The 22,382-nt window shown below is 66.9% G+C and carries 24 protein-coding genes and 1 pseudogene; 13 read left to right on the top strand and 12 right to left on the bottom strand.

What is annotated here, in order from left to right; translation table 11 throughout:
- Positions 1-59 precede the first annotated feature (59 nt).
- On the bottom strand, positions 60-617 hold the full coding sequence (locus J0X25_RS25000; RefSeq protein ID WP_207290258.1) for a KH domain-containing protein: 558 nt from the start codon (positions 615-617) through the stop codon (positions 60-62).
- Between the two features lie 173 nt (positions 618-790).
- Between J0X25_RS25000 and J0X25_RS24995 the strand changes: the two genes are divergently transcribed.
- Positions 791-1,549, top strand: coding sequence for a proteasome assembly chaperone family protein (locus J0X25_RS24995; protein ID WP_207290257.1), 759 nt, complete (start codon positions 791-793; stop codon positions 1,547-1,549).
- Between the two features lie 79 nt (positions 1,550-1,628).
- Here the strand turns inward: J0X25_RS24995 and J0X25_RS24990 are convergent, their stop codons facing one another.
- The 4 genes from J0X25_RS24990 to rio1 form a co-directional block, all read right to left on the bottom strand.
- Positions 1,629-1,994 carry a DUF7344 domain-containing protein gene (locus J0X25_RS24990; protein ID WP_207290256.1) on the bottom strand — a complete coding sequence of 122 codons (366 nt, stop codon included), beginning with the start codon at positions 1,992-1,994 and terminating at the stop codon, positions 1,629-1,631.
- Between the two features lie 248 nt (positions 1,995-2,242).
- Complete coding sequence (locus J0X25_RS24985) at positions 2,243-2,743, bottom strand: metallophosphoesterase (protein WP_207290255.1); 501 nt, start codon at positions 2,741-2,743, stop codon at positions 2,243-2,245.
- A 115-nt stretch (positions 2,744-2,858) separates the two neighbouring features.
- Complete coding sequence (locus tag J0X25_RS24980; RefSeq protein ID WP_207290254.1) at positions 2,859-3,041, bottom strand: hypothetical protein; 183 nt, start codon at positions 3,039-3,041, stop codon at positions 2,859-2,861.
- Positions 3,042-3,151: 110 nt separating this feature from the next.
- Positions 3,152-4,027, bottom strand: a complete 876-nt coding sequence (rio1, locus tag J0X25_RS24975; RefSeq protein ID WP_207290253.1) for a serine/threonine-protein kinase Rio1 — start codon at positions 4,025-4,027, stop codon at positions 3,152-3,154.
- Between the two features lie 164 nt (positions 4,028-4,191).
- Between rio1 and J0X25_RS24970 the strand changes: the two genes are divergently transcribed.
- From J0X25_RS24970 to ligA, 4 genes are all read left to right on the top strand, one after another.
- Positions 4,192-4,578 (top strand): 2Fe-2S iron-sulfur cluster-binding protein, encoded by a 387-nt coding sequence (locus tag J0X25_RS24970; protein ID WP_207290252.1) that lies wholly within the window; start codon positions 4,192-4,194, stop codon positions 4,576-4,578.
- A 71-nt stretch (positions 4,579-4,649) separates the two neighbouring features.
- Positions 4,650-6,056 carry a selenium-binding protein SBP56-related protein gene (locus tag J0X25_RS24965; RefSeq protein ID WP_207290251.1) on the top strand — a complete coding sequence of 469 codons (1,407 nt, stop codon included), beginning with the start codon at positions 4,650-4,652 and terminating at the stop codon, positions 6,054-6,056.
- Positions 6,057-6,087: 31 nt separating this feature from the next.
- Positions 6,088-6,465, top strand: a complete 378-nt coding sequence (locus tag J0X25_RS24960; RefSeq protein WP_207290250.1) for a 2Fe-2S iron-sulfur cluster-binding protein — start codon at positions 6,088-6,090, stop codon at positions 6,463-6,465.
- Between the two features lie 85 nt (positions 6,466-6,550).
- Positions 6,551-8,629 (top strand): NAD-dependent DNA ligase LigA, encoded by a 2,079-nt coding sequence (ligA, locus tag J0X25_RS24955; protein ID WP_207290249.1) that lies wholly within the window; start codon positions 6,551-6,553, stop codon positions 8,627-8,629.
- Positions 8,630-8,664: 35 nt separating this feature from the next.
- Here ligA and J0X25_RS24950 read toward each other — a convergent pair whose 3' ends face one another.
- The 6 genes from J0X25_RS24950 to J0X25_RS24925 all read right to left on the bottom strand — a co-directional run bounded on the left by J0X25_RS24950 (position 8,665) and on the right by J0X25_RS24925 (position 12,697).
- On the bottom strand, positions 8,665-8,853 hold the full coding sequence (locus J0X25_RS24950; RefSeq protein ID WP_207290248.1) for a multidrug transporter: 189 nt from the start codon (positions 8,851-8,853) through the stop codon (positions 8,665-8,667).
- Positions 8,854-9,010: 157 nt separating this feature from the next.
- The gene (locus tag J0X25_RS24945; RefSeq protein ID WP_207290247.1) at positions 9,011-9,181 is read right to left on the bottom strand and encodes a hypothetical protein; all 171 of its coding nucleotides are present in this window, start codon (positions 9,179-9,181) and stop codon (positions 9,011-9,013) included.
- Positions 9,182-9,359: 178 nt separating this feature from the next.
- Positions 9,360-10,364 (bottom strand): ArsA family ATPase, encoded by a 1,005-nt coding sequence (locus J0X25_RS24940; RefSeq protein WP_207290246.1) that lies wholly within the window; start codon positions 10,362-10,364, stop codon positions 9,360-9,362.
- 88 nt (positions 10,365-10,452) lie between these two features.
- Positions 10,453-11,325, bottom strand: a complete 873-nt coding sequence (locus tag J0X25_RS24935) for an ABC transporter permease (RefSeq protein ID WP_207290245.1) — start codon at positions 11,323-11,325, stop codon at positions 10,453-10,455.
- The gene (locus J0X25_RS24930) at positions 11,322-12,239 is read right to left on the bottom strand and encodes an ABC transporter ATP-binding protein (RefSeq protein WP_207290244.1); all 918 of its coding nucleotides are present in this window, start codon (positions 12,237-12,239) and stop codon (positions 11,322-11,324) included. Before J0X25_RS24930 ends, J0X25_RS24935 begins: the two co-directional genes overlap by 4 nt.
- Before the next feature lie 188 nt (positions 12,240-12,427).
- Entirely contained in the window at positions 12,428-12,697 is a 270-nt protein-coding gene (locus tag J0X25_RS24925) for a DUF7967 family protein (RefSeq protein ID WP_207290243.1), read from the bottom strand.
- 107 nt (positions 12,698-12,804) lie between these two features.
- Between J0X25_RS24925 and J0X25_RS24920 the strand changes: the two genes are divergently transcribed.
- The 7 genes from J0X25_RS24920 (at position 12,805) to J0X25_RS24890 (ending at position 19,373) form a co-directional block, all read left to right on the top strand.
- On the top strand, positions 12,805-13,572 hold the full coding sequence (locus tag J0X25_RS24920; RefSeq protein ID WP_207290242.1) for a hypothetical protein: 768 nt from the start codon (positions 12,805-12,807) through the stop codon (positions 13,570-13,572).
- Between the two features lie 257 nt (positions 13,573-13,829).
- Positions 13,830-14,981, top strand: a complete 1,152-nt coding sequence (locus tag J0X25_RS24915; protein WP_225896739.1) for a GNAT family N-acetyltransferase — start codon at positions 13,830-13,832, stop codon at positions 14,979-14,981.
- A gap of 93 nt (positions 14,982-15,074) precedes the next feature.
- On the top strand, positions 15,075-16,856 hold the full coding sequence (locus J0X25_RS24910; protein WP_207290240.1) for an excinuclease ABC subunit C: 1,782 nt from the start codon (positions 15,075-15,077) through the stop codon (positions 16,854-16,856).
- A 107-nt stretch (positions 16,857-16,963) separates the two neighbouring features.
- On the top strand, positions 16,964-17,515 hold the full coding sequence (locus J0X25_RS24905) for a DUF192 domain-containing protein (RefSeq protein WP_207290239.1): 552 nt from the start codon (positions 16,964-16,966) through the stop codon (positions 17,513-17,515).
- A gap of 88 nt (positions 17,516-17,603) precedes the next feature.
- Positions 17,604-17,900 carry an SUI1 family translation initiation factor gene (locus tag J0X25_RS24900; RefSeq protein WP_207290238.1) on the top strand — a complete coding sequence of 99 codons (297 nt, stop codon included), beginning with the start codon at positions 17,604-17,606 and terminating at the stop codon, positions 17,898-17,900.
- Positions 17,901-18,003: 103 nt separating this feature from the next.
- Positions 18,004-18,483, top strand: a complete 480-nt coding sequence (locus J0X25_RS24895) for a GNAT family N-acetyltransferase (RefSeq protein ID WP_207290237.1) — start codon at positions 18,004-18,006, stop codon at positions 18,481-18,483.
- Positions 18,484-18,890: 407 nt separating this feature from the next.
- Positions 18,891-19,373 carry a GNAT family N-acetyltransferase gene (locus J0X25_RS24890; protein ID WP_207290235.1) on the top strand — a complete coding sequence of 161 codons (483 nt, stop codon included), beginning with the start codon at positions 18,891-18,893 and terminating at the stop codon, positions 19,371-19,373.
- 56 nt (positions 19,374-19,429) lie between these two features.
- Here the strand turns inward: J0X25_RS24890 and J0X25_RS24885 are convergent, their stop codons facing one another.
- Entirely contained in the window at positions 19,430-20,635 is a 1,206-nt protein-coding gene (locus J0X25_RS24885) for an outer membrane protein assembly factor BamB family protein (RefSeq protein WP_207290234.1), read from the bottom strand.
- Between the two features lie 221 nt (positions 20,636-20,856).
- On the opposite strand from J0X25_RS24885, the pseudogene J0X25_RS24880 reads away from it, so the two are divergent.
- Positions 20,857-22,083, top strand: a pseudogene (locus J0X25_RS24880) (putative manganese transporter).
- The last annotated feature ends 299 nt before the right edge of the window (positions 22,084-22,382 follow it).

Genomic DNA, 22,382 nt, shown 5'->3' with positions numbered 1-22,382 from the left:
GCGCGAGGAGGGATCGAGCGGGGAGAACCGATAGAGAGCGGCCGATCAGGACTGGCCGATCAGGACTGACCGCCGGGGAACCGGTGGTACTCCATCCCCTTGTGTTTCATCTCGTTGTGTCGCTCCTCGAGGAAGGAGTAGACGGCGCCGTGGGGCGCGCCGTCGAGCAGCATCTCGGCGGCGCTCCGGACGGCGTCGACCTGCTCGGGCCCGCCGATGATCCCCAGCGTCGAGCCGTAGATGACGACGTCGGCGCCGGTCAATTCCTCCATGAGTTCGCGCGTGCGGCCACCCTCGCCGATGAGCCGTCCCTTCTTGCGCTTCATGTCGTTCTTGTTTCGCGCGGCGGCGTCGATGTCGACGATATCGAACAGCATCATGTCGTCCTCGAGCAGGCGAAGCGCCGCGTCCGGGGGGAAGCCGCGGCCGATGGCGCGGACGATTTCGGGGCCCTTGAGCCCGAGAACGGGGTCGCCGACGGTCTCGACGGCGACGGAGCCGTTCTCCGAGTCGATGTCGAGTCGCACCTCCGCTTCGGCCTCGATCTCGCGCATCGTCTCGCCGCCCTCGCCGATGAGGACGCCGATGCGGTCCTGCGGAATCTTCACGTGTTGCATACCAAACGGTACTGGCTGGGCGAGGTTAAGCGCTTGGTCCGAGCGGTCCGGGCCGGTAGGAGCCGTCCCCGAACGGCGGGGTTCGCCCGTGCGGCGGCCGCCGGCGGGACGACGACCCCACCGGTGGAAGATGGAGGTGTGACGTTGAAGGGGCGCTCTCGCGTACGGGCAGCATGGCGTCCGACCCAGCGTACACCGTCTCCGTCGAAACCGATGAACCGATCGAGGGCCCCCTGTTCGTCGGGCTCTCGAACGTGGGCATGGCCGGGCTCACGGCCGTCGATTTCCTCGTTACCCACCTCGAGTTCGAGCGGATCGGTCACGTTCGGGCCCGCGGGTTGCCTGACATCACGCCGGTCGAAGACGGGGTCCCGAGACATCCGATGCGCGTGTACGCGTCTCCGCAGGCCGAGTACTGCGTGTTGCTCAGCGAACTGTTCGTGCCGGTGTGGGCGGCCGACGCCTTCGCCGACGGAATCCTGGCGTGGATCGACTCGACCGAGATCGACGAGATGGCCGTCTTCCACGGGATTCCGTTTCCGCACGGGCCGGACGGACACGACGTCTTCTACGTCGCCACGCCGACGTACAGGAACCGCCGACTCGAGGGGACCGACGTCCCGCCGGCCAGCGGCGGCGTCCTCGACGGCGTCGCCGGCGAACTGGCGGCCCGCAGCCTCGACGGGGAGGCCCCGCCGCTCGGGGCGTACGTCACCCCGACGCATCCGCCCGGGCCGGATCTCGAGGCGTCGCTCCGGTATCTGGACCTCCTGCGAACCGTCTACGGCCTCGAGATCGACGACGACCAGCTCCGCGAACGCGCCGCGGAACTGCAGCGGTACTACGCCGAACTCGCGGATCGCATGGCATCGCTGGAGGCCCAGGAGGGTCCCGGGAGCCAGAACTTCCCGGAGGATCGGATGTTCATGTGACGGCTCCGCTCGAGCGCTTCCGTACGGAAGCGCCGTCCGCGACGATCGTCGCGTTCCGGTTCGCACGCCGGAAGCGTCGTCACTCCGGAAGGTCGCGGTCGGTACAGAGATCGAGGAGCGCTCTGACGATATCCGGCGGGTCGCGATAGACGACCAGCGAAGCGCGTCGGTCGTACTGGACGAGATCCGCTTCGCGTAACCGCGGGAGGTGCGTGTGGACCAGTTCGATCTCGATTCGGTCGGCCAGGTCCCCGGAAACCTCTTCGGATCGATACGCACGTTCCCACGCCGCGATCTGCCGAGCGATGCCCCCGAGCGACGCACGCTCTTCCTCCCGGAGATAGTGTAGTACGTATCGACGCCGATAGTTCGCGAAGACGGCGAAGACGCCGTCGAGGGTCGGACCGCCCCCGAATCCGTCGACGGCTGATCGATGTCCCGTCATTATTAGAAATTGTCACCCACTATACGCTACGAACTGTCGCATATCTACAATACGTTTGCGGCCATTCACGCCAGTACGCGACGCGGATGCCCATTCAGCGGGCTATTTCCCACCTATACTGTCGAATGAAAGTCCGGAACTCGCCCGAAGTCCGCGTCGGAACGACGCTCGAGCGGAATCTAACCGCTGTTCTCCGGATCGACGGACGCCATCGCGCGTCGCTCGCACGGCGTTCGCGACGAACTGGCTCACTCGAGGACCGACCGGAACCGAACCGATTCCGAGCGCGTGTCGACGACCGCGACCGTGCGGTCCTCGTCGCTCGCCAGCACGTGTGCGCCGGGGTTCAGTACCGTCGTTCGCCCCTCCTCCGATAGCTCGCGCTGGTGGTGGTGACCGTAACAGACGAAATCGAACATCTCGCCGGCGGCGATCGCCTCGACCTCCTCGAGACTCTCACCGTGGAGGACGGCGAACGAGAGGCCGTCGAACTCGAGGCTCGCGAAGCGGCCGTGGAGTTCGCTCTCGCCGCCCAGCGCGTCGAATCTCGACTGGAGGTTCGCGACGTCGCCGTCGTTATTCCCGAGGACGCCGTGGAGCTCGAATTCCTCGAAGTAGTCGATCATCAGCGGTGCGACGAAATCGCCGCAGTGGACGACGATCTCGACGCCCTCCTCGGCGAAGATCTCGGTCGCGCGCTCGATGGCCTCGACGTTGTCGTGGGTGTCGGAGACGATCCCGATGTTCATACGCAGTCGCGCGATGGGGAGCCACTAATGCGTTCGGGAGGTGTCGCGTATCCAGCGGGGAAAATCGGGGCTCGACTCCCGGAACTACACGGGCTCGTTCAGAACGCTCGCCGAGTCAGGATAACGACTCCGTTTCGACGACGTCGAACCACTCGCTCGCGTCCAGGCGCTGCGTTTCCGTTCGAAAGTGGCCGGTGCAGTAGTGCCAGTAGACGGTGACGTCGCTCAGCATGTGCGTGACGCCGATCCGATAGCTCGCACACCGCTGGCACGGCTCGTCGCTTTCGCACCCGGGCATGCTCACACCGTCGCGATCTGTCGGCGAAAAGGCGACACTTTCGATGTCGTGGCGGATATATGGGCGTCGATAGCGGTTTCGTCGGTTTCGGGCCGAAAACGTCGTCTCAGTCAGTCCCGCGACGGATCCGGCTCCGGGCTCGTGACGAACTCGAGCAACTCGTCCTCGGTGACGTCCATCCCCTGCCGGGCGAAGAAACTCGCCACGTTCCGGCAGTCGCGCTCGAGGAACTCCCGACTGTTGGGGTGGTGGACGGTGACGGCCTGCCCGAGATCGATGACAACCAGTTGGCCGTCGGCCGCGTCGAAGACGACGTTGTACTCGCTCAGATCGCCGTGGATCAGCCCGGCCGAGTAGAGCCGGCGCATGTACTCGCGCATGACCCGGTAGGCGGTCTGGGGGTTCTCGATGTGGACCTCGCCGAGCCGTTTCGCCCGCCCGTCCTCGGTTCCGATGTACTCCATGACGAGCACGTTGCGCTCGGTCGCGATCGGTTCCGGGACGCGAACGCCCGCGGCCCTCGCGCGCTCGAGGTTCGCCAGTTCCTTCTTCGTCCAGGCGAGGACGACGTCCTTCTTTTTGCCGCCCAGCCCCTCGAAGCGCGGGTCGCCCTCGAGGTAGTCGCGCATCTGCCGGAAGTTCGAGGCGTTGATCCGGTAGATCTTGACCGCGACCTCGCGGTCGTCGCCCAGCGCGTGGTAGACGTTGGCCTCCTTGCCCGTCGACAGGGGCCCGCCGAAGGCCTCGACGTAACCGTCCTGGACCAGTTTGTACAGCGCCGCGAAGGTCGCGTCGTCGAACACCGACTGCTCGACCTTGAACTGGTCGGCGTCCTTGATCCGCTCCTCGAACTGTTCGAACTCGCGGTCGCGCTTCCGGGCGATCCGATCGGCCTCGGTGTCCGAGACGTCGATCTCCTCCCACTCGTCGCCCGGCGTGTCGACCTCCTCGAGGTCGACCAGTCCGAATTCCGTGCCCTCTCCCATCTGTCCGGTGCTACGGGCCGAGTGCGGGTAAAGACTGGGTCTCCCGGGCCGTCCTCGAGTCGGCGACGGTCGAGCGACCGAAGGGCCGCGCTTTTTCCGCTGTCCGTCGTATCGTTGCCCATGAGTAGCGTCTCCGAGCGGCGTCTCGAAGCGGAGGGCGAACGATGACGAGCCACGACGTGACCCTCGAGCGGACCGACGGTCCGAACCGAACGATCGAGGTCACCGACGACGAGACCGTCCTCGAGGCGGCTGGGCGGGCCGGCGTTCGGCTACCGTACGACTGCCGAAAGGGGACCTGTATCACCTGCGTCGGTCGGTTGATCGAGATCGAGGGCGCGGACACGGACGTCGACGCTGACGCAGATGGCGCGGCCCGTACCGCCGATCCCGCGGACGCGTTCACGTACCGGCGGTCGCCGGCCGCGCTCACGGACCGCGAGCGGGCCGACGGCTACGTTCTGCTCTGTATCGCACAGCCGCGAGTCGATTGTCGCCTCGAGGTCGGGCCGCGGGTCCGCTCGGAAGTCGGAGACAGTCCGTGGGCGTAGCTCCCGCGCCCGTTCCCGTCCCGAGACGACCCCCGACCAGACTTATCTACGTGTTCGTGGTCGGGTATCCCATGAGTGACGTTAGCACACCAGAGGGCGTCGAACCGGAGCACGACCACGAACACCACCACGATCACGAGGGACCGGGCTACGCGACGCCCCAGGCCGCCATCGAGGAGAGCGAACGGGAGAAACTGGCCTACGTGATGAGCCTCTACGTCGGCACCGACGTCGACGCGCCGGACTTCGTCTCGGTCGTCGACCTCGATCCCGACTCGGACACCTACTGCGAGATCGTCGACCGTATCGAACTGCCGAACCGGGGAGACGAACTCCACCACTTCGGGTGGAACGCCTGCTCCTCGTCCTGCCATATGGAGGGCCTCGAGCGGCGACACCTGATCGTCCCGGGCCAGCGCTCCTCCCGGATCCACGTGATCGACGCGGCGGACCGGCGGAATCCCGAACTCGAGACGGTGATCGAACCCGAGGAAGTCTTCGAGCACGACCTCTCGGCACCGCACACCGTCCACTGCATCCCGGACGGGAAGATCCTGATCAGCATGCTCGGGGACGCCGACGGCGAGCTTCCGGGCGGCTTCCTCGAACTGAACGACGACTTCGAGATCGAGGGCCGCTGGGAGCCGCCGGGCGAGATCGAGATGAACTACGACTACTGGTACCAGCCCCGGCAGAACGTGATGGTCTCGAGCGAGTGGGCCGCCCCCAAGACGTACTACCCCGGGTTCGACCTCGAGGACGTCGAGGCGGGTAACTACGGCCAGCGACTCCACTTCTGGGACTGGGAGGACGGCACCGTCGAGCAGACGATCGACCTCGGCGAGGAGGGGTTGATTCCCCTCGAGGTCCGATTCCTCCACACGCCCGAATCGACCCACGGGTTCGTCGGCGCCGCGCTGTCGTCGAACGTATTCCACTTCTGGCGGGATGATGACGCAGGAGAGTACCGCGCCGAGAAGGTAATCGACTTCGAGAGCCGGGAACACGACGACTGGGACATGCCGGTCCCCGCGCTGCCGACGGACATCCTGATCTCGATGGACGACCGCTACCTCTTCGGCTCGAACTGGCTCCACGGCGAGGTCTGGATGTACGACGTCTCGGACCCGTCGAACCCGCGACGGGCCGACTCGCTGTCCGTCGGCGGCACCTTCGGCGAGATACAGGAGGTCCAGGGCCGCGAGTTGGCCGCCGGCCCCCAGATGGTCCAGCTCTCACTCGACGGCGAGCGACTCTACTGGACCACCTCGCTGTTCTCCTCGTGGGACGAGCAGTTCTACCCCGAGGAGGGCGAGCGCGGTTCGGTGATGCTGAAAGCCGACGTCGACCCCCGGAAGGGGACGATGGAACTCGACGAGGACTTCCTCGTCGACTGGGGCGAGTGTCCCGAGGGTCCGGCCCGCGCCCACGAGATCCGGTGGCCCGACGGCGACTGCACGAGCGACGTCTGGCAGTGAACGGCCGCACAACCGGTACTCGGCTGAGCACATGACGAGCCACGACGTGACCCTCGAGTGGCCCGACGGACGAACCCGGACGATCGCGGTACGCGAGGACGAGACGGTCCTCGAGGCCGCCGAGCGCGTCGGTATCGCCCTTCCCTTCGGTTGTCGGACCGGCGCCTGCGGGACCTGTACGGGACGCCTGCTCGAGGCGGAGGGGACGGAACCCGGGGACGGTGCCGGTAACTCGGGAGGGGTCGACATCGAGGCCGCGTTCGCGCACCGCCGTCCGCCGCGAGCGTTCAAGGACCGCCACCGAGAGGACGGCTACGTGCTGCTGTGTATCGCCTCGCCGCGGACCAGCTGTCGGATCGCCGTCGGCTCGAGCGTCCACACCGAACTGATGGAGAACCCGTGGAAGTGACGCGCAAGTCGCTCGAGGCGATATCGGAAGCCCCGCCGAGCGCCGGTCAGTAACGTTAACGGGTCCGAGCAGCAACCCTCGAGCAATGTCTGTCGCCGACGAGGACGAAGAGAACCCCTATCTCCGGGAGCCGTCGACCGACTTCCGGTCGGTCGAGGAGCTTTCGGAAGACGAGGCCCGCGAGCAGGTGGAACTGCTCCGCGAGGCGATCCGCGAGCACGACCGCCGGTACTACGTCGAGAGCGATCCCGTCATCGCCGACCGAACGTACGACGCACTCTTCGCTCGCCTGCGAGACCTCGAGGACGCCTTCGACCTCTCCCATCCCGACAGCCCGACCCGGAGCGTCGGCGGTGAACCGCTCGAGGCGTTCGAGACGGTCGAGCACGTCGCGCCGATGCTGTCGATCGACCAGAGCGGCGAGGAGGAAGACGTTCGCGAGTTCGCTGACCGCGTTCGCCGTGAGGTGGGTGCTGTCCAGTACGTCTGCGAACCGAAGTTCGACGGCGTCTCGATGGAGTTCGTCTACGAGAACGGCTCGCTCGAGCGGGCGGCGACCCGCGGCGACGGCCGCGAGGGAGACGACGTGACGCGTAACGCACGCACCATCGGCTCCGTCCCCCAGAAACTCCACGGCGACTACCCCGACTTCCTCGCCGTCCGCGGTGAGGTCTACATGCCCAAGGACGCGTTTCAGGCCCACAACCGCGAGCGCATCGAGCGCGGAGAGGACCCCTTCGCCAACCCCCGGAACGCGACCGCGGGGACGATCCGGCAGCTCGACCCCTCGGTCGTCGCCGACCGCCCGCTCGAGGTGTTCTTCTTCGACGTGCTCGAGGCCAGCGACCTCGAGGACTCCCACAGCGCCGAACTCGAGCGGTTCCCCGAATGGGGGCTGCGGGTCACCGACCACGTCGAGTTCGCGGCCGACATCGACGAGGCTATCGACTACCGCGACCGGATGCTCGAGGCCCGCGACGACCTGAACTACGAAATCGACGGCACCGTGATCAAGGTCGATGACCGCGAGGCCCGCGAGGAACTCGGTCGAACCGCGCGCCACGACCGCTACGCCTTCGCCTACAAGTTCCCCGCCCGCGCGGAGGTGACGCCGATCGTTGACGTCGCGGTGCAGGTGGGCCGAACTGGTCGATTGACGCCGGTGGCCCTGCTCGAGCCGGTCGACGTCGGCGGCGTGACGGTCTCCCGGGCGAGCTTGCACAACCCCGACGAGATCGAGGAGAAGAACGTGAATATCGGCGACACCGTCCGCGTCCAGCGGGCCGGCGACGTCATCCCCTACGTCGAGGAGGTCGTCGAAAAGTCGAGCGAGGGCCACTACGAACTCCCGGATCACTGCCCCGTCTGCGACAGCCCCGTCGAGCGCGACGGCCCGATCGCCTTCTGTACCGGCGGGCTAGCCTGCGACGCACAGCTCCGGCGCTCGATCGAGTACTACGCCGGCGACGACGGCCTCGACCTCGAGGGACTCGGCGAGAAGAGCGTCCGCCAACTCGTCGACGCCGGCTTGCTCGAGTCCGTCGCGGACCTCTACGAACTCGATCGCGAGGATCTCACGGACCTCGAGGGCTGGGGCGAAACGAGCGCCGAGAACGTCATCAGCGAAATCGAAGCCAGCCGCGAGCCCCCGCTGGCGGCATTTCTCTCCGCGCTGGGCATCCCCCACGTCGGCCCGACGACGGCCCGCGAACTCGCCCGCGAGTTCGGCACGTTCGAGGCGTTCCGTGAAGCTGCCGAGAACGATCTTGAGCGACTCGAGGACGTACCGGACGTCGGCGAGACCGTCGCCGAACAGCTCCACGAGTTTTTCGCCAGCGAGGCCAACGCCGCGGCCGTCGACGACCTGCTCGAGCACGTCTCACCGCAGGAATCCGATCTCGAGAGCGGCGGCGACGAACTCGAGGGGCAGACGTTCGTTTTCACGGGATCGCTCGAGGGCCTCACACGGTCCGAAGCCCAGGAGACCGTCGAAGCCCACGGCGCCAACGCGACGGGCAGCGTTTCGGGGAACACGGACTACCTCGTCGTCGGCGACAACCCCGGCCAGACGAAACGGGACGATGCGGCGGCGAACGACGTGCCGATCGTCGACGAGGACGAGTTTCGCGAGTTGCTTGCCGAGCGCGGGATCGACCTCGAGTGACTAGTCGCGGCCTCCGGCGATCCGACGCGGCGCACTCAGCCGCGTCGGTAGAAGAATACGACGACGGCGATCGCGGCGGCGACGACGCCGATCATCGTCGGCAGGAATCGACCGTCGCCCCACTCCCAGCCGAGGAACTGGGTGCCGCCGATCGCGACTATCGCGACGGCCAGTCCGACCGCGGTCTCGAGACGGCTCGGGTTCCGTCCGTTGGAAATCGTCATGTGTGTCGTTTGACGTTCCAACGACAAAACAACTGGGTACTCCTCGGTCTGCTCGAGCCGGCGGACATCGTCCCGGTGGGAATCGTGCCAAATACGGATACTGTTCGTAGCCCCGTGTAAGAGACAATGTGTGTGTTCCACCCCGCTGTATCATTGATTAGTTGGCAATGATCCGGGCGATCAAGACGATCGGGATCACCGGGATGGCCAATCCGGTGACCAGAAGCACGATGGCGATCACGATTTTCTCGGTGCGACCCGACTCGTGCCAGATCGACTGCCACATGTCATCGATCGCCTGTGCCGTTCGCTGGATTAATCCGGCCATAGCTGATGCTGAAGGGATAGCGACGGAAAATCTCACGGCATGCAACGGAGGGCACCCCCGTTTCATAGCGTCTGAGACGTTCGCCTTCACAGCTCCGCTTCTACTTCTCTCCGGGAAATACGAGCAGAATCAAATCGCGCTATTCTGCTGGCTACACCCACTATATTCAACACTCTGTTCAGGACGGCAGACTGGAACCGGGCAACCGCGCCGCGATCTCCGCCAGCGACTCGAGTCCCTGCACCTCGCCCTCCCGTTCGGGCAACGTCACGACCTCGCGGTCCGAAAACGTCTCCCGAATCTCCGCCACGCGCTGGGTATGCCGCTCGTGGCGCGACCGACAGCGCGAGCAGTCGTCCTCGGGGTCCTCGAAGACCCGGTTCACGACGAGGCGGTCGACCCGCACGTCGGCCTCGCCGAGGGTCTCGACGAGGCGCTCGGATTCGGCGATGGCCATCCCCTCCGGGAGCAGGACGACGCGGAACTCGGTTCGCTCGGGATCGGTCAGCAGGTCGCGGGCGCGCTCGAGGCGCGCGCGGAACGCCTCGAGGCTCTCCTCCTCGTCCTCGCCGCTGCCCGTCATCAGCGACATCGGGCCGAGCACCGCCGTCCGGGCGGCGTCGCCGATCCGCTTCGCCTGTCCGCGCAGCGACTGGACCGTCTCGAGGGCCAGCCCCATCACGTCGGGCATGTCGAACAGCCGGAGGGTGTGGCCCGTCGGTGCGGTGTCGAAGACGACGACGTCCCACGCTCCTTCGTCCACGTACTCGACGAGCAGGTCCAGCGCCGCGATCTCGTCGCTGCCGGCCGGCGCGCCCGAGGCGAACAGGCGCTCGATCTCCTCGTCGTCGAGTCGGATCCCGGCGCTGCGGAGGTCCTTCGCCAGCGCTCGAGCGAGTTTCTCGTAGCGGTCTCGCTGCGTCTCGGCGTCGATCTCGACGGCCCAGAGGGAGCCGCCGGCGGTGTCGGTCCCGTCACTCCGGGCCTCGGTCTCGCCCGCGTACTCGAGTTCGCGCGGTTCGGGGCCGAGATCGGCCTCGAGGGAGTCGGACAGCGAGTGGGCCGGGTCGGTCGAGACGAGCAGCGTCTCCCGCCCGTCGGCGGCGAGTCGCAGGGCGGTCGCCGCCGCGCAGGTCGTCTTGCCGACGCCGCCCTTGCCGCCGTAGAAGATGCAGTCGGTCACGGACCGACGTACCACCCACAGTTGCTAAAATAATCGCCGCGTATCGTCCCGTCGGTTCGTCGCCTCGAGAGCGAGAACGACTTGCCGCTCAGAGGTCGGTGCGCTCGAAGCGCCAGTAGCCGATCCCCAGCGGGACGGCGACCCAGAGCGCGAGGATCACGAACGCGAACCAGTGCTGGAGGTAGAACGGCTGATCGGCGATGGCGGCGCCTCCCGGCCCTTGCGCCATCGACTGGCCGATCGCGGCGAGCGACGCGTTCGGAATCTCCTCGTATCGGATCGACAGAATCGCCATCAGCGAGTCGTAGAAGACGTTCATCAGGTGGAACCGTTGAATAAACATGAACGCATCACCCGTCGGCGAGAAGAGGTCCAGCTGGCCGTTCAGCCAGTTGAAGATGCCCTGCCAGAAGTACAGCAGGAAGAACGCCGTGATTCCGCCGATGGTCGCGCGCGTCTCCGTTTCCGTCAGCGCGGAGACGCTCAACCCGACGGCGACGAACATGACGCCGAACAGGATCGTCACGAGGACGAACGCCGCGTACTCGAACAGCGGGAAGTCGCTGACCCGGACCATGAACAGCAGGCCGGCCGGGATGAAGCCCGCGAGGATCGCGACGGTCAGCAGGCCGACGCGGCCGATGAACTTTCCGGCGACGACCTCCGCGCGGGTGTGGGGCAGCGACAGCAGGATCCTGATGCTGCCGAGTTCGCGCTCGCGAACGATCGACTTGATGCTGACGACCAGTCCGGTCAGCGGAACGAGGAAGACGACGGCCAACAGGGCCGAGATGCCGAGGATGCCGATGAGTGCGACCGCGCCTCCCTGGTCCGGCGAGGACCGCGTCGCGATGAAGCCGAACCCGCCGATGGAGAGGACGAACAGCGCGATCAGTCCCCAGAGGAGCCGGGAGCGGATGCCGTCCCTGAAGTCCTTTCGGGCGACGGCGGCGACGCTCATGCCGTCACCTCCGTGTAGGAACGGAAGACGTCGTCGAGCGACGCTTCCTCCGTCGAGAAGTCCTCGACCACGATGCCGGCGTCCTCGAGCGCCTCGAGGACCGCCGTCTTCGATCCCTCGACCTCGACGAGGATCGTCCGTTCGCCGTCTCGCTCGCGGGTGTCGACGGAGCCGGTCCCGGACAGCGAGCGGACGGCCGAGAGCGCCTCGTCCGTAATCCGGTCGACGGAGACCTGGAGCACGGTCGCGGAACTGACGGAGTCGCGCAGCCCCTCGATACTGTCGACGGCGACCATCTCCCCGTCGCGGACGATGCCGACCCGGTCACAGACCGCCTCGACCTGTTCCAGGATGTGACTCGAGAAGAAGACGGTCACGCCGCGCGCGTTTTCCTCCCGGATGATCTCCCGCATCTCTCGGGCGCCGTTGGGATCGAGGCCGGTCGAGGGTTCGTCGAGAACCAGCAGGTCGGGGTCGCCGACCAGCGCCATCGCGAGCAGGAGTCGCTGTGCCATCCCCTTCGAGTAGCCGCCGGTCTTCTGGTCGGCCGCGTCGAGGATGCCGACTCGCTCGAGCAGTTCCTCCGGGGAATCGGACGCGTCCTTGGACTCGATGGCGAACTCGAGGTGCTGGCGACCGGTCAACCGGTCGTAGGTCTCGAACCCCTCTGGGAGGACGCCGATGCGCTGGCGGATCGCCTTGCTGTTCTCCTGGGCGTCGTAGCCGAGGATCGACGCCGACCCGGCGGTCGGACGGAGGAAATCGAGCATGATGTTGATTGTCGTCGATTTCCCCGCGCCGTTCGGACCGAGGAAGCCGAAGACTTCGCCTTCCTCGACCGCCAGCGAGAGGCCGTTCAGGGCGACGACGTCGCCGAATCGCTTCTCGACACTGTCGAGTTCGATCGCGCTCATATGTAGCGTGTGAAACCGAATACTATTAAGCATGGTGACATACTTGTAAAAACTCCGTCAGCGACCGCATTCGGGAGCAATAGCCGATGATACCGAAGAATTCGGCGATTAAATGTAAGGCGGTGCGGGTGCGTTCGAATCCGACTCTCGTCCCCGGTGCCGCTCGAGTCGCGACGGTCGGTCCGGTTTTAGATCGGGTCGTCCGGGTCGTACTGCTCGGCGGTTCGCTCGGCCTCGGTCGCGTATCGTTCTCTGGTCTCCTCGTCGGTGACCGGCTCGAGTTCGTCCTCGTCGACTTCTACGGCCGCGGTGACGTCGGGACCGCTCCGGAGCGCGGTCGAGGACCGCTCGCGCTGCTGGTAGCGCGAGCCGTCGGGCGTCGCGTAGACGAGCGTCACGATGTTTCGGCTGTCGAAGTCGCGTTCCACGAGCCAGCACCGCACCGTCGAGTCACTCATACGAACCCGTTGCGCGCCGACGACCGAAAACGTACCGCGTCCTCGCTGCAGCGAGTGGAACGTGCCGCGAGCTACTTGCCGCTCGACGACGAACCTCCGAGAGAGTCATGCTCGGGACCTGGAGCGAGCGCGTCGACGAGTTGTTGTACGACGGCGAGCGCGAGCGACACCGCGTCGAGTTCGATTCCGCGACGGTCGTCGTCACGAACCAGCGCGTGCTCACGTTCACGCCCGACGGCGACGAAGCCAACTTCCGAGACGTCGCCCGTCCCAACGTCACGCGGGTCTCCGTCGAAACCGAGAGTGCGCCCGCGCGGCTCGTCTGGGCGTCCGTCCTGCTGGGATTGGGCCTCGGCCTGGTCGTCCTCGCGCAGACGTTCGACCTCGACGGACTGCTCGACGACCTCGCCGGGAGCACCGAAACGCCCGCCGTCGCCGACGGGGCCCTCGAGACCGCCGCGACGGTTCTGACCGCGGTCGATCTGTCCATTCTCGTGGCCGGGATCGTGCTGCTGGTCCTCGCGGGCGTGTTCGTCGTTCGCTACGCCCGCTCGCGCTCGCGACGGCTCGTGCTCCGGGTCAGCGGCGGTGACGATCTCTCGCTGCCGGTGACCGACGCCGACATCGAGTCCGGCCGGACGATGGAACTCGAGGAGGCGATCAGCCCCGGACCGGCGCCGGCGGCCGACGACGGAGAACCGGCCGACGGGAACGATCCGAGCAGCGGGAGCGGAGCAGTCGATGGCGGAGCTGTAACGAGAAGATCGAGCGACGATACCGTGCCCGACGACACCGTGACCGACGACACTGCGGGGGTCGATCGCGACTCGAGCGCCGACCGGGATTCGACCACCGATTCCGACGAGTCGCGCTGAGAGCTCGGCCGCCGCTCGAGAGTCACCGCCACTCTCCGTTTCTCGATCGGAGCGGATCAAGGTCGGATTATTCGCCAGTAGACGGTCTGTTGTGTCCGAATCTGGCGCGGCGGACGCGTTCAGTAGACGCCCTGTACGGGTCGGTAACGATACACATACCGACGGTATCGCACGAACAACCCCGCGATACGTCGGTGTACGCGTCCTATTACTATAGGTGATTGAACGCAGTTCCGGCTATGTCCGAACGCGCTCGAGTGACATCCGGCGATTCCGAACCGCTCCCGGACGGGTACACCGTTCGTCCGTATCGCCGCCAGGATCGCGAGGGGCTCCTCTCGCTGTATCAGGACGTGTTGTCAGAGCGGCTGACGGACCGCTGGTTCGAGTGGAAGTACGAGGCCAATCCGTACGCCGACGACGTTCACGTCTTCGTCGCGGAGTTCGACGGCCGTATCGTGGGCGCGGCGGGGTTCTGGCACCTGGATCTGTCCACCGGCGACCGGACGATGCGCGTCATCCAGTCGTGCGACGGCGCGGTTCGGAGCGATCACCGACGACGGGGGATCTACACGAACCTCTTCGAGGCGGGACTCGGGTACTACGCCGACGCCGGTATCGAGTTCGTATTCGACTTTCCGAACGAACTGACCAAGGCGACGTTCGAGAAACACGGCTGGCGTCTCGTCGAAGAGCGGGAGGCGCACTACCGACTGCAACGACCCGCCGCCGTGGTCGGCGATCGGCTCGACGGCCCCGGGGCAGGGGTGGTTCGCAAGGGGGCGGAACTGGTCGCCCGCGGCTACCACGCCGCCAAGTCGCGCCGGCGAAGCGCTCCCACCGGCATCGACGTCGAGCGAACCGACGGCGTTCCCCCGGCCACGCTCGCGTCCGTCTACCGCCGCGACGTTCCCGACCGGTTTCACCTGGTTCGCGACGAGACGTTCTACCGCTGGCGGTTCGACAATCCGCACTGGGACTACACGACGTACGTCGGTCGCTACGAGGGGACGCCGCTCGCCGCGATCGTGACCGGAACGCGGACGATCGACGGCGCGAACGTGACTCGCCTGACGGACGTCGTCCCCCTCTCGTCGGACTCGTCCGCCGGTCGAAAGCGGGCGCTCGCCGCGGCCCTCGAGTCGGTGCTCGAGGCGAACGCCGACGCGGCGCTCGTCGTCGCGCCGTCGGGGGTCCTCCCGTCGTCGCTCCGCTCCCGGTACGGGTTCCACAGCAACCAGCGGTTCCCCCTCTCGCGATTCACGACGCCGACCGCCCACGGCGTCTATCTGCTCTCGGCCATCGGGTCCGAGGGCGACGCGGACGGCGAGGAGTGGCGGGTCGACGGGAAGCGGCTCACGGATCCCGACTCCTGGCGGATCACGTTCGCGGAGTACGACACCGGGTAAGTCGGGTTGGCGCGGCAAACTGTCCGCTCGGCGAGACGGATTCCGCGGCCGCGATGAGTCAGGCTGAAAGCCTCCGATGCCCTAGGCCCGCCGATGAACGCCGACGCGGTTCGCGAGCGCGCAGGGTCGTTACCCCGCGAGCCCGGGGTCTACCAGTTCCGGGCCGACGGAACGACGCTCTACGTCGGGAAGGCCGTCGACCTCCGGAGTCGGGTCCGCTCTTACGCCGACCCGCGAACGGCCCGGATCCGGCGGATGGTCGACCGCGCCGACGAGATCGAGATCGCCGTCACCGACACCGAGACGCAGGCGCTGTTGCTCGAGGCGAACCTGATCAAGCGCCACCAGCCCCGGTACAACGTCCGGCTGAAGGACGACAAGTCCTATCCGATGGTCCAGTTGACGGCCCACGAGGCACCCCGCATCGAGATCACACGCGATCCCGCGGAGTCCGCGACCGTCTTCGGTCCCTTCACGAACAAGGGACAGGTCGAGACCGTCGTGAAAGCGCTGCGAGAGACGTACGGCGTCCGCGGCTGTTCGGACCACAAGTACAGCGGTCGCGAGCGCCCCTGTCTGGACTACGAGATGGGGCTGTGCACCGCGCCCTGTACCCGCGAGATCGACCTCGAGAGCTACGCGCAGGACGTCACCGCCGTCGAGCGCTTCTTCGAGGGCGAGACGGGCATCCTCGCGGACCCGCTGCGCCGCGAGATGGAGGCCGCCGCGCAGGATCAGAACTTCGAACGGGCGGCCAATCTTCGGGACCGCCTCGAGACCGTCGAGGCGTTCCACGGCGAGGGCGGCGAGGCGGTCCAGTCGGTCGGCGACGAGCGCAGCGTCGACGTCCTCGGGGCCGCGATCGAGGGCGAGGACGCGACCGTCGCCCGCCTGCGCGCCGAGCGCGGCAAACTGGTGGACCGGGATCGGCACACGCTCGAGGCGCCGGGTGCGGATAGTAGGGTCGGTCCGACAGGGGGCGCCGGCCCGGAAGACACCGAGGAGGGCGGCGTTCCCGCCGTGCTGGCCGCCTTCATCGTGCAGTACTACGCCGAGCGGGACATGCCCGACGCCCTGCTCCTGCCCGAACGCCACGGCGACGACGAGGTCGCGGCGTGGCTCGAGGCCGAGGGCGTCTCGGTCCGCGTCCCCGGGGCCGGCCGGGAGGCCAAACTGGTCGATCTGGCGCTGAAGAACGCCCGCCGGAACGTCGGCGGTCGCGACGAGTGTGCGATGCTCGCCGACGCGCTCGACCTCGAGTCGGCCGGGCGCATCGAGGGGTTCGACGTGAGCCACGCCCAGGGGAAGTCGGCCGTGGGCAGTAACGTGACGTTCGTCGACGGCAGCGCCGAGAAGGCCGACTACCGCCGGAAGAAGCTGACAGACCAGAACGACGACTACGACAACATGCGGGCCTTGCTCGAGTGGCGCGCCAGCCGCGTCGTCGAGGGACGGGACGACCGGCCCGACCCCGACCTGCTCCTGATCGACGGCGGGGCGGGACAGCTCGAGGCCGCTCGAGACGCGCTCGCTACTGTGGGGTGGGACGTGCCAGCGGTCGCGCTGGCGAAGGCCGAAGAACGCGTCGTGACGCCGGACCGCCAGTTCTCGTGGCCCAGCGACGCGCCCCACCTGCACCTCCTCCAGCGGGTCCGCGACGAGGCCCATCGGTTCGCCGTGCAGTACCACCAGACCGTCCGCGACGAGGTCAAGACCGTGCTGGACGACGTGCCCGGCGTCGGCCCCGAAACGCGAAAGCGCCTGCTCGGGCGGTTCGGGAGCGTCGAAAACGTCCGCGAGGCGAGCGTGGACGACCTCGAGAGCGTCTCCGGAATCGGCGAGAAGACGGCCGAGACGATCAAGTCGCGCCTGTAACGGCCGATCGGCGGTAGCGCTGTTCTCGACCGGCGACAGTGATTCTCGCAGATTGTTTCAACCGGCGTTGCAAAACTAATTTATCCCGCAGCGTCGGAATCACGGACATGCACGACGGGGTAACTCGACGACGCCTCCTCGGCGTCTCCGGTGCGGTCGCGGTCGCCGGCTGTCTGGGGGAGGACGACTCGGCCCAACCGAACGACACTGACTCGAACGATTCGAACGACTCGAACGACGAGAACGAATCGACGATTCACGAGGAGTACGACACGACCGAGGTCCGGGCCGTGTCGGCGGACGGCGACGAACTCGGTTCGGTGACGGCGGCGATCGCCGACACGGACGACCTCCGGTACCTCGGACTGAGCGATACCGAGGACCTCCCCGCCGACCGCGGGATGCTGTTCGTCTTCGAGTCGGCTTCGGAGCGCACCTTCGTCATGCGAGAGATGGACTTCGGCATCGACATCGTCTACGCCGACGAAGACGGCACGATCACCGGTATCCACCACGCGCCGGCGCCCGGACCGGACGAGGACGGGGGCGAACAGGAGTATCCCGGTCGAGGGCAGTACGTCCTCGAGGTCGTCTACGAGTGGACGACCGACCACGACGTCAGCGAGGGCGACGTCCTCGAGTTCGACCTGGAGGCGTGATCCACGCGGGGGCGTCGCCGTCCGCGATTCTCCGACGGTTGCGAAGGCAAGGACAGGCCTATCCCCCCTCCCGAACCTATGCCACCGTATGTCAAACGACGACGAACTCGACGACCTGCTCGACGAACTCGATACCCAGGGCGACCTCGAGACGTCCCAGCAGGTGCTGTCGATCCGGACGGAGAGCCGCCGGTACGACAAACCGGTGACGATCGTCGAGGGGTTCGACCTCGAGTCGGACGAGATCGAATCGATCGCCTCGGATCTGAAGAGTTCGATGGGAACGGGAGGAACCGTCGACGAGGGACGGATCGAACTCCAGGGCGACCACCGCGATCGGGTCCCCGATCTGCTCCGGGACCGGGGATTCGACGTCCGCGAGTGAGGGAATCTCGGGAGGGGTCGGACGATCCCGACCGCGGCGGCTCGGCGCTGGCAGCTGATACCAGGGTCGAAGTCGCTTTAACCCCGTCCTGTCAAGTACCACCATGCACATTCGATCGGCGGACGCCGACGATTTCGCGGCCATCAAGGCGGTCGCTCGCGAGACCTGGCACGACACCTACGACGAACTCGACGACGCCCTGATCGACCGGACCGTCGACAACTGGTACACCGACGACTCGATGCCGCTCGAGGCGCCCGGGACGGTCGTCCTCGTCGTGGAAAGGGACGACGGCGAGATCGTCGGCTTCACCCACGCGGTCGCGCAGGGCGAGACGGCCGACATCCTCCGGATGTACGTCGCACCCGACGCGCAGGGCGAGGGGATCGGGGCCGACCTCCACGAACGGCTGGTCGACCGACTCGAGGCCTACGACGCCGACCGACTCCGCTCGTTCGACTTCGCGTTCAACGACGCCAGCCGCCGGTTCTACGAGGGACTGGGCTTCGAGCAGACCGACACCGGGGAGGTCGAAATCGACGGCGAGTACTACGACGAAGCGGTCTACACCCTCGAGCTATAGGATCCGATTTTCACCGCAAGCGTCGCTGTCGACTCGAACAGCCCACTCCGTAGCAGGGTTCTCCGTGGCGCTTCGGTCCGATCGTCCGCTGTGCTGTGGCGCGCGCTGTCGGTCGTGTCCGAGCGAAAGCGAGGGCCGACCGCCGATACTGCGCGAGGGATGAGCGAACGAACGAAAGCGAGTGAGCGAATCGGCTGGGGAGGGTGTGGCGATTCCCAGTTGCCACGATAGCAGGATACCACTTTTCGCCTTCTGCGTCGATCGACGCGTCGTTTCGTTCCTACCCCGAGTCCCCTATCCACACCCCCACGGGGTGATACCACTTTGTCGACCCCCACGGGGTGATACCACTTTGTCGACCCCCACGGGGTGATACCACTTTGTCGATCGCCGGTGTAGCGCGCGGTATGGAGATCCGACCAGCCACCACGGACGACCGCGAGGCCATCAGACGCGTCGCTCGAGATGCGTGGCACGACACATACGACGAACTCGAGGCCGAGACGATCGACGAGACCGTCGACGACTGGTACGGCGACGAGACGCTCGAGCGAGCGCTGTCGGAACCCGGGACGGCGTTTCTGGTCGCGGAGGAGGACGAGGTGATCGTCGGTTTCACCCACGGCGTCGTCTCCGGGGATGAAGGCGACGTCCTGCGGATGGCCGTCCACCCCGACCATCAGGACCAGGGAATCGGGACGGCGCTACACGAGCGGCTCTGTACGGACCTGCAGGACTTCAACATGGACCGCATGCGGGCGATGGACCTCGCCTCGAACGAGGGCGGCCAGCGGTTCTACGAGGAACAGGGGTTCGAGCAGACCGGCGAAGGCACCGTCGAAATCGGCGGCGAGGAGCGTCAGGAGGTCGTCTACACGCTCGAGTTGTGAGGGGGGCGGCGAGGGGGAGACACCGGCCCGATTGGTACCGCTGTGATACCCCGCCCTCACTCGAACGCGACCAGTCGGCCCGCGTCCGTCCCGACGAAGACGGCCCCCTCGGCGACCGCCGGCCCGGACGCGTCCTCCCCCTCGAGCGAACGCGTCCAGAGCGTTTCGCCGCTCTCGCGGGACATCGCACACAGGAGCCCGGTCTCGAGCGCGACGTAGACGGCGTCGTCGGTGATGGCCGGTGCGGACGCGACGGGGTGCTCGAGGTCGATCCCCCAGTGAACGCCGACGTCGTCGCGCTTGTACGCGGAGAATCGGCCGCCAGTCGACCCCGCGAAGTACGCGTCCGACGAGACCGCCGGTGACGCGGCGTTGCTCCCCCGTCCGCTGAATCCGCCGCGCGGGAATCTGTCGTGTCGGTAGATCCGAACCGTCGTGGACGGGATCATGACGAGGGAGCCGCTGACGGTCGGCGGACCCGCCCGCGTCACCTCGCGCGTCCACGCCTCGGTCCCCTTGCTCCGATCAAGCGCGTGAAGCCGCGCCTCGATGACGGCTTCCGTGCCGACGAAGACGTGGTCGTCGGTCACGGCCGGGTAGTTCACGACGTCGAACGCCGGCTCGGGCTCGAACGTCCAGCTCACGTCCCCCGACGCGGCGTCGACGGCGTGGACGGCCGGCTCCTCGCGCGTTCCGACGTAGACCGTCCCGTCGGCCGCGGTCGGCCCCATCGCCGGCCCCGAGAGATCGGCCGTCCACACCTCGTCGCCGGATTCGAGGTCGAGCGCGACCAGTGACCCCGATTCGGTGCCGACGACGACCCGCCCGTCGACGACGCACGGACACTGCGATCGACCGCCGTCGACGGTCGTCGACCACCGTTCGTCGCCCGAGTCCGCCTCGAGCGCGTGGACCGTTCCCGCATCGGTAGAGACACAGACCGTCCCGTCGACGACGGCGACCTGATCGGTGACCGCGCCGGGGAGCGTCGCTCGCCAGCGCTCGGTCGGCTCCGTCGTCGGCGCGGCCGTCGATCCGGCGTTGCCCGTATTCCCCGGGGATCCCTGAAACGACGGCCAGCCATTCGGCGCCATCTCGACGACGGGTTCGTTGTCCCTGTCGTCCCCGCCGGGGTCGTCACCGCCCCCGTTGGATTCGTCCGGTTCGGCGGAGTCTTCCCGGAGCGAACTCACACAGCCCGCGCCCGCCGCCAGTAGCGCGACGCTCCCCGCACGGAGGACGGTCCGCCTCGAGCGATTCATATTTCCGAATACGAATCCGATTACTAAATAGTATCTACCTACTGAATGTTTCCGGGTGTCGGGTACCGTGTGATGGTGGTACTCCCGGAGCGGGCTCCCGACGACGATCACCGGGCGGGCCAGCACGAGCCACCAGCAACTATATGTCGTATGATGCTAAACACATCTTTAGAGATTTCTAATCTTTTGTTCGAAACCTCACAAACCGCGGGTGAGTCCCCGTGAACGACCTCCTGACGGTCCTCCTCGAGTCGCTCCGGGATGGCTACGTGCAGGTGAGCGCGTTCGTCGCGGTGACGGTGCTGGCCTTCGGGCTGGTGCAGTACTGGACCGACGGCGCGGTGATCGGTGCCATCGAGGACAACGAGCGACTACAGGTGCTGTTCGGCGGCCTGCTCGGGCTGACGCCCGGCTGCGGCGGCGCCATCGTCGTGATGCCGCTGTACGTCCGCGGGACGGTCAGTTTCGGGACCGTGGTCGCGACGCTGGGGGCGACCGCCGGCGACTCGGCGTTCGTCATCCTCGCGCTCGCGCCCGAGGCCGCGCTGTACGCCTACGCGATCGCGTTCGCGGCCTCCGTCGCGACCGGCTACCTCGTCGACTCGTTCGGGCTGGGCGTCTCGCGGGTCGACGCCGCCGTCGCACGGCTCTCACCCGCCGCGACGCCCGACGGCGGTACTGCCGTCAACGGCGGCGTCGGGCCGAACCCGGCCCACGACTACGGCGGGCCGGCGCCCACCCACGCCCACGAGACGGGGCCGGATCGCGAGTCTCGAGTCCTCACGCCGCTCTCCCACCTCGCACACGTCGCGTAGTGGCTCACCGCCGTCGCGGGCCTCGTCCTCGGGAGTCTCTATCTACTCCGTGGCGGTCCCGAGGTCGCGCTCGCCGTCGACCTCGGGTTCGACGGTCTGTTCACCGTCGCCGGCGTCGTCGGCGCGGTGCTGTCGCTCTACCTCTACCTGATCGGTCGCCACTACGTCGGCGAGGGGGAGATCGCCCGCGCTCGAGACTCGTTCGGATCCGTCTACGACACGCTCACCCACGCGGCGATGGAGACGAGTTTCGTCACGGTCTGGGTGCTCGTGGCCTTCCTCGTCTACGAGTACGCCGTCCTCTTCACGGGTATCAACGTCGCCACCGTCGCCGCGGTGGCGGGCGTGCTGGCGCCGATCGGCGGCGCGGTCGTCGGGCTGATTCCCGGCTGTGGCCCCCAGATTCTGCTGGCCAGCGTCTACGCCGAAGGCTGGTTGCCCTTCTCCGCCCTGTCGGCGAACGCGATCGCCCAGGACGGCGACGCCCTGTTCCCGCTGCTTGCCGTCGACGCCAAGGCGGCGATCGTCGCGACGATCTACAACTTCCTGCCCGCCGTCGTCGTCGGCGTCGCGCTCCACTTCCTGTGGGGACCGGTCTTCGGGATGGCGGAGTTCGGGTTCGGCGTGCTGTGATATCCCGTCGCTCTCGACCGTGACTGGTTTCTTGTCCGACTCTACCTTGTAGACGAAGACCGCTTTACCATCGCTAGTGGTCATGACTCTGTCCGGGTTTCGGATGATACTGTTCACGAGACTCTCGACGTCGTCAATCCATCCGAGAGGGTCGTCGGAACCGAATTCCACCTGCTCTCGGAGTTCGCTGTCGTATCGGACGACGATATCGAACGTGTCTATAGTAGGTCCTATAGTTCGTTTACAAGTTATCTCCCCACCCTTGCTGGTCCCTGATCCAGACTTTGACATCCGGATCT

The sequence above is a fragment of the Haloterrigena alkaliphila genome (assembly GCF_017352155.2).
GTDB lineage: Archaea > Halobacteriota > Halobacteria > Halobacteriales > Natrialbaceae > Haloterrigena > Haloterrigena alkaliphila.
This window is presented reverse-complemented; position numbering and strand designations above follow the sequence as displayed.